The organism is Dietzia sp. B44 (assembly GCF_014145245.1).
Classification (GTDB): Bacteria; Actinomycetota; Actinomycetes; order Mycobacteriales; family Mycobacteriaceae; genus Dietzia; species Dietzia natronolimnaea.
In genome coordinates this window covers 1-6,269 of the sequence record NZ_JAALEF010000081.1, presented here as the reverse complement: position 1 = coordinate 6,269, position 6,269 = coordinate 1, and the positions used below count along the sequence as shown (strand labels likewise).

Here is a 6,269-nt window from a genome sequence, read left to right as displayed (position 1 = left end):
GCGGCCGTCATCGCGCACCTCCCCCTGCGGCGACGGCGGAGAGGTCGGCGGAGAGGTCGGCGCCCCGGACTCCGCGCGCCGGGTCGAAGACCGCGATCTCCGCGAGCGCGCCGACGACGGTGGCCACGTGATCGGCCACCAGTCGTGCACCGGTGTCGGGGTCGGCGCCGGTGGGGTCGCCGATCACCCCGGTGTCGGACAGGTCATCGGCCAGCCAGCCGAACTTCACGGGGCCGGTGAACCCGATGTGCTGACACCCGGCCACTCCGGTGGGGATCCTGGCCTCGGCCACGGACATGTCGACGAGGTCCGGGCGCAGGTGGAGCATCATCGACGTCTCGGCCCACCCGGCGTGGATCCCCATGCCGAGTTCGGTGGGGCCGGGGTTGGCCCGACCGGCGTACAGGAAGGTCCGCAGGCCGCTGCGCCGGCGCAGTTCCCGCAGCGCCACCTCCAGCAGGGCGGAGTTGCCGCCGTGGCAGTTGACAAAGAGCACGCGGCCGAACCCGCTGGCGCTCAGTGCGGATCCGAGCTCACGGACCTGGGACAGCAGGGTGTCCGCGGTGATCCACATCGCCCCGGGGAACGAGGAGTGCTCGTCGCTCTTGGTGTATCCGAGGGCGGGCATGAGCCAGGCGTCGACCTCGCCCCCCGCCCCTTCCCCGGCTGCGGCGGCGGCCACCGCCCGGGCCGCCACCTCCTCGGCCACGATCAGGTCGGTGGCCAGGGGAAGGTGGGGGCCGTGGGGTTCGATCGCACCGGCGGGGATGACGGCGACGGGATCGCCCCGGCCCACCCGCGCGGCCTCGACGGTGCTCAGGTCCGCATAGCGCCGGGCGGGCCCGATCATTCCTCCCACCGCCCGGGATTGAGCAGGCCGTGGGGGTCGGTCCGGGCCGCCAACGCCCGCACCTCCTCGGTTCCGTGGTCCACCCGGTACTGGTGCGGGGAGTGCACCCTCACGCCCAGCTCCTCCAGGACGGGCACTCCCGCGTAGGCGGCCTCCGGGTCGGTGTAGTGACCGTTGAGCATGCCGAACATTCGGCCGTGGCCGGCCTCGAGGTGCAGGGTTCCGCCCGGATAGACGGCCTCGACCTCGTCCAACCGCTCCACCAGCGCGTCACCCTGGCATTCCATGTGGAACCACGTGTCCGGCTCCGCTTTCTGCAACCAGTGGGTGGGGTGATTGTAGGACAGGGTCGAGACCTTGATGGACTCGTTGACCCCCTTGCGCACCGCTTCCACCACTCCCCCGGCACCGGTGACCAGGGCGCTCACCTCGTCCACGACGGAGGCCTCGACGATCGCGCGCAGACTCGCGCGGCCGGGCGGGATGGCCTCGTCGGGCGGTAGGCACCCGGCCACGTGGGCGCCATCGGCCGAGCAGAGCCGCGGCGCAGGGTCGAGACGGTGGATGCGCGGGACCACGGAGAAGGCGTCGTGGTGATCGTCGAAGCTGGCGTAGAGGCAGCGCCAGTCCTGCAGGGGTTCGATCCTCACGGTGGCGCGGACGATGATCCCCGCGACCCCGTAGGTGTGCACGAACGGCTGGGCGTCCTCCCCGGTCAGGTGCACGATCTCGGCGTCGGGGTGGGCGTAGACCACGTCGAGCGCCTCGACGAACCCCTCGTGGTTGCGGCCGTGCACGATCGTTCCGGTCCCTGCGGACCCCCCGGCCAGGAAGCCCCCCAGCGTGGACTGCACGGTCGAGGGATACATCCACAGCTGGGAGTCGTCGCGTGCGAGCCGCTTCTCCAGGCTCATCATGCGGACGCCTGCCTCGGCGGTGACCGTCCCGGCCTCCGGGTCCACGTCGTCGATGCCCCTCAGGGCGGTCAGGTCCAGCACGAGACCACCGTGCAGCGGCACCACCTGCCCGTAGTTGCCGGTGCCCTTTCCCCGTGAGGTGATGGGGACCCCGCGGCGGACCGCCGCGCGGACGATCGGCGGGACCTGCTCGACACTCGTGGGCCGAACCACCACCTCGGGGCGGCCGATCGGCCACTGCGCACGCAGGATCGGGCTGAGATACGAGCCGTCCTGTGAGGCCTTGTCGAGGCTGCGGTCGTCGGTGAGGACGAGCTCCGGGCCGAGCAGGTCACTCAGATCCTCGACGAGTCCGGCCACGTCCGGGGCCGTGGGAGCCGTCGGCGACGCCGTCTGGGTCTCGCTCACTGGGGTGCCTTCCTGAATCGGGTGGTCACTGGGGGGATCAGTTCATCCCGATGGCCGGGTCGATGAACCGGTTGGTCGCGATGGTCTCCGGTGCAACGTCCTCGGCGATCGCGACGTCGGCGGCCTCGTAGATGCCCGTGACCATCCCGACGATGTCGGCCAGTCGTTCCTCGTCGAAGTTGCCGACCGTCGAGTCGGGACCGTTGCCGACGATCTCCCGGTCGAGCATGGCCTCGACGGCGAAGTCGGCCAGCTCGGAGCTGTAGACCCAGCCGGTGTTGAACTGCTCGACGGCGTCGACGATCACCGCGTTGGTGCGATCCGGGTCCGCGAAGTACTCGACCTCGGCCTGCTGCAGGACCGGAACGAGCATCTCCAGGCACGCGGAGTTGTCCTCGAGCTCGGCCGAGCGCACCGCCATCATGGACTTGTAGATCGGGTACCCGGTGTCGTGGAGCAGCTCGTAGGCCACGGGCTTACCCCACTCGGCGACCTCGTTCTCGTAGATGAACGGCTCGGCGCTGGCGTAACCCTGTTGCGCGACCGACCCGCCGGCCGCCACGAAGTTGGACGGCGACCCGTCGTAGCTGCCGTCGACCTGCTCGGGGTCCAGGATGCCCTCACCGGTGAGGTAGTCCATGTACGCGTTGCCCTCGAAGTACAGGACTCGGGTCCCCTCGTCCTTGAGGTCGGCGATCCGCGCCACGTCGGGGTAGGTCTCCGGGTCCCACATGATCATCTGCGGGTTGATGTCCAGCGGCGCGAACACCCCGATCGTCGGATTGTTGAGCGAGTTCTGCACGGCCTGGTCGGAGTCCACGTAGCCGAGCATGATGTCGGTGTCCTGGTACATCTGCGCGGTGACCTGCTGGAAACCGATTGCCGGGCCACCGGTGCGGATCTCCACGTCCACCCCGGTGTACTCCCCCGAGGCGAACAGCGGGCCCGAGACGGCCTTGGCGCCCGCGTCGATAGTGGGTTCCGGGCCCAGCAGCTCGTAGAGGTGTCCGTGCTCGGCCTCCGGGTTCCAGTCGGTCTGGACGACCACGGTGGCGGGGCAGCTCTCGCTGAGGTCGACGGCCCCGATCTCACCGCTGTATCCGGACGCCGCCTCGGCGGACTCGGAATCGGAACCACCACAGGCGGTCAGTGTGGCGGCTCCGAGGGTGCACAGGGCGGCCACGGAGAGCACGGTCCTGGTGGTGTGGGTGCGGCGCATCTGGGTCTCCTCCCGGGGGCCGGATCAGGCCTCCCGTATTGACGTGATCAATATCTATAGTGAAGCGGTGCTACGTTTCGGTTGTGTTGCCGGTCGGGCAGATGTGGGTTACGGCCGGGGCGAGACTCTCGCCATCACCGCTGGTCGTCGGCGTTGTACCACCGCCCCACCACCTTGCGGGAGAGTAACCCGAAGGCCAGGAACACGGCCACACCGAGCAGCGAGGCGAGCAGGATGGAGGCGAACAGTTCCGGCGACTGCAGCCGCGCCCGATAGGTGTCGATGAGGATGCCGATCCCCGGGTCCCCCTGCTTGAAGAAGAAGTCGCCGACGATCGCCCCGACCACGGAGAGCCCTGCGGCCACCCGCAGGCCCTCGAACAGCGCGGGCAGCGCCGCCGGTGCCTCGAGTTTGCGAAGCACGGTCAGTCGGCCGGCGTGGTGAAGCCGGAAGAGCCTCCGCAGACCCGGGTCCACGGACTTGAGGCCGAACAGGGTGTTCGACACGATCGGGAACAATGCGATCAGCACGCAGACGAACACCCGCGCGGTGAACCCGAAACCGAACCAGAAGCCGATCAGCGGCACCAGCGCGAGGATCGGGATGCACTGCAGCACCACGGCGTACGGGAACAGCGAGCGCTCCGCCCACGTCTCCTGACTCATCAGGATCGCCCACACCACCCCGATCACGAACGCGATCGCCAGGCCGGTCAGGGCGACGACCGTCGTGCGACCCAACGCCTCGAGCATGGCCGGAAAATTGGGCCCGAGGAACCCGTCGGTGATCACGACGTGCGGCGGGGGCAGCAGGAAACGGCGGGCGGGTTCGAGCACGACGTAGCTGACGAAGTACCAGAGGGCCAGGCAGGCGGCCAGGACGACCAGCGGGCCGCCGATCCGCACGAGCGCCCCGTCCGCGGAGATCCGGCGCCGCCGCCCGGTCTCCGCCGAGGTGGGCGCGGTTACCGTGGTCGCCCCGCCCGGGGCCGGGGTGTCGGACCCGGGGTCCGCGTCGGGCTCGGCCGAGGTGCTGCCGGCCGAGGTGCTGCCGGCAGCGGTGGTGGTGGTGGTGGTGGTGGTGTTCATCAGTGTGCCTCCTCCAGAGCCCGGGAAACCTCGCCGACGAGGTTGATGTAGTCGGCCGAGTACCGGACCTCGGGGTCGCGGGGGACGTCGAAGGGGACGTCGATGGTGTGGACGATGCGGCCGGGACGCCCGGACATGACGACGACCCGGGTGGACAGGTACACGGCCTCGGCGACCGAGTGGGTGATGAACAGTCCGGCGAACCGTTTGGCCGCGAACAGCTCCAGGAGCTCGTCACCGAGTCGCTGCCGCGTGATCTCGTCGAGGGCCCCGAACGGCTCGTCGAACAGGAACAGCTCGGGCTCCAGCGTCAGCGACCGGGCCAGCGACACCCGCATCTTCATCCCGCCGGACAGTTCTCGCGGCAGGGAGTGCTCGAAGCCGGTCAGCCCCACGAGGTCGATCGCCTCCTGCGCCCGCTGCCGCCGCTCGGCCTTGCCGATCCCGTCGAGCTCGGCGAGCATCTCGACGTTCTGGGCGACGGTGCGCCACGGCAGCAGCGTGGCGTCCTGGAAGACGTACCCCACCCGGTCGGTGCCGGTCTGCATGTAGCCGTCGGTATGGGTCGCCAGGCCGGAGGCCAGCCCGAGCAGTGTGGACTTGCCGCACCCGGAGGGTCCCACCACGCTGACGAACTCTCCGGCCCCCACGCGGAGATCCACGCCCTCGAGCGCGCGGGTGCCGTTGGGGTAGGTGACCCCGACGTCGGAGAAACCGAGTATCTCGGTACCCGGCCGGAGGACGGGGCGGGCTGGGGTCGTCATGGTGCCTCCTGGAGATCGGGCGGGTGGGTCGAGGCCTGTGTGAGGGTCGAGGTCTGTGTGAGGAAGGGGTCGACGAGGACGGACGCCCTCGCGGACACCATGCGGCCCGCGCGAAGCACGATCCGGTCCACGGGCGCGTCGGCGATCACGTCGTCGAGCCCGCTCGCGCGCACGAGCAGCAGATCTGCGCGGCGGCCGGGAGCGGGACCGGCGGGCGGCAATCCCATGACGTCGCGGGCGCCGTCGGTGACCAGGTGCCATGCGGTGTCCATGTCGAGGTGGGCAGCGATGACCAGCAGCATCGCCGTCTCGATCGCGTCGGAGCGGCCGACCGGGTTGAACGGGTCGCGCACGTTGTCCGCACCCGCGCCCACGGTGACGCCGCCGTCCAGCAGTGCCCGCACGGGGGGCAGCCCGCGCGGCGTGGACGTGCATTCCGCCCGCCCCTGGAGGTAGAGGTTGGTGACGGGCAGTGTCACCACTCCCACACCCGCGCCGCTCAGCGCGGTGGCAGCGGCCGACTGACCGGACGCGTCCATCGTGCCGATCCGGCAGCAGTGACCGGCCGTCCGGATTCGGCCCGGTTCCCACGAGGCCACCCGGTCGGTGAAGGCCGTGAGCATGCCGTGGTCGCCGTCGAGGAACTCGTCGACGTGCAGGTCCACGCCCACCCCGAGCTCTTCGGCCAGGTCGATCAACCTGTGTGTCTCCGCGGCGGTGTCGGGGGCGATGTGCGGGGCGCCACCGATGAGGTCGGCCCCGGCCGCGATCGCGTCGCGGGCCCGCTCGGCGGGGTCCTCATCGCGGACCATCACCGCGATCTGCAGGTCCAGCACGTCCGCGAGCTCGTCGCGCACCCGGACCATGGCCCGGACTCCGCGGAGCGGGTCACCCTCGCTGTGCAGATCCACATGGGTGCGCACCGCCGTGGTGCCGCTGGCCACCAGTCTCCGCGCCGCCGCCAGCGCCCGTCCGTGGATCTCGTCCTCGTCCACGGTGACCGCAAAGGCCCGCCACGCGTCG

At 70.4% G+C, this 6,269-nt stretch carries 6 protein-coding genes; all 6 read right to left on the bottom strand.

The genetic code is table 11. From position 1 onward, the window contains the following. Positions 1-7: 7 nt before the first annotated feature. Positions 8-850 carry a creatininase family protein gene (locus G6017_RS03485; RefSeq protein WP_182615981.1) on the bottom strand — a complete coding sequence of 281 codons (843 nt, stop codon included), beginning with the start codon at positions 848-850 and terminating at the stop codon, positions 8-10. Then, positions 847-2,175: an FAD-binding oxidoreductase gene (locus tag G6017_RS03480; RefSeq protein ID WP_182610658.1), complete on the bottom strand. Its 1,329-nt coding sequence runs from the start codon at positions 2,173-2,175 to the stop codon at positions 847-849. The genes G6017_RS03485 and G6017_RS03480 overlap by 4 nt, the downstream gene beginning before the upstream one ends. Positions 2,176-2,212: 37 nt before the next feature. Further along, positions 2,213-3,394 carry an ABC transporter substrate-binding protein gene (locus tag G6017_RS03475; protein WP_182610657.1) on the bottom strand — a complete coding sequence of 394 codons (1,182 nt, stop codon included), beginning with the start codon at positions 3,392-3,394 and terminating at the stop codon, positions 2,213-2,215. Between the two features lie 134 nt (positions 3,395-3,528). Beyond that, positions 3,529-4,482 carry an ABC transporter permease gene (locus tag G6017_RS03470; protein WP_241731358.1) on the bottom strand — a complete coding sequence of 318 codons (954 nt, stop codon included), beginning with the start codon at positions 4,480-4,482 and terminating at the stop codon, positions 3,529-3,531. Beyond that, on the bottom strand, positions 4,482-5,246 hold the full coding sequence (locus G6017_RS03465; protein WP_182615979.1) for an ABC transporter ATP-binding protein: 765 nt from the start codon (positions 5,244-5,246) through the stop codon (positions 4,482-4,484). The genes G6017_RS03470 and G6017_RS03465 overlap by 1 nt, the downstream gene beginning before the upstream one ends. Next, positions 5,243-6,269 (bottom strand): amidohydrolase family protein (locus tag G6017_RS03460; RefSeq protein ID WP_182615977.1); only part of this gene is annotated, 1,027 nt, incomplete at its 5' end. The genes G6017_RS03460 and G6017_RS03465, both read right to left, overlap by 4 nt.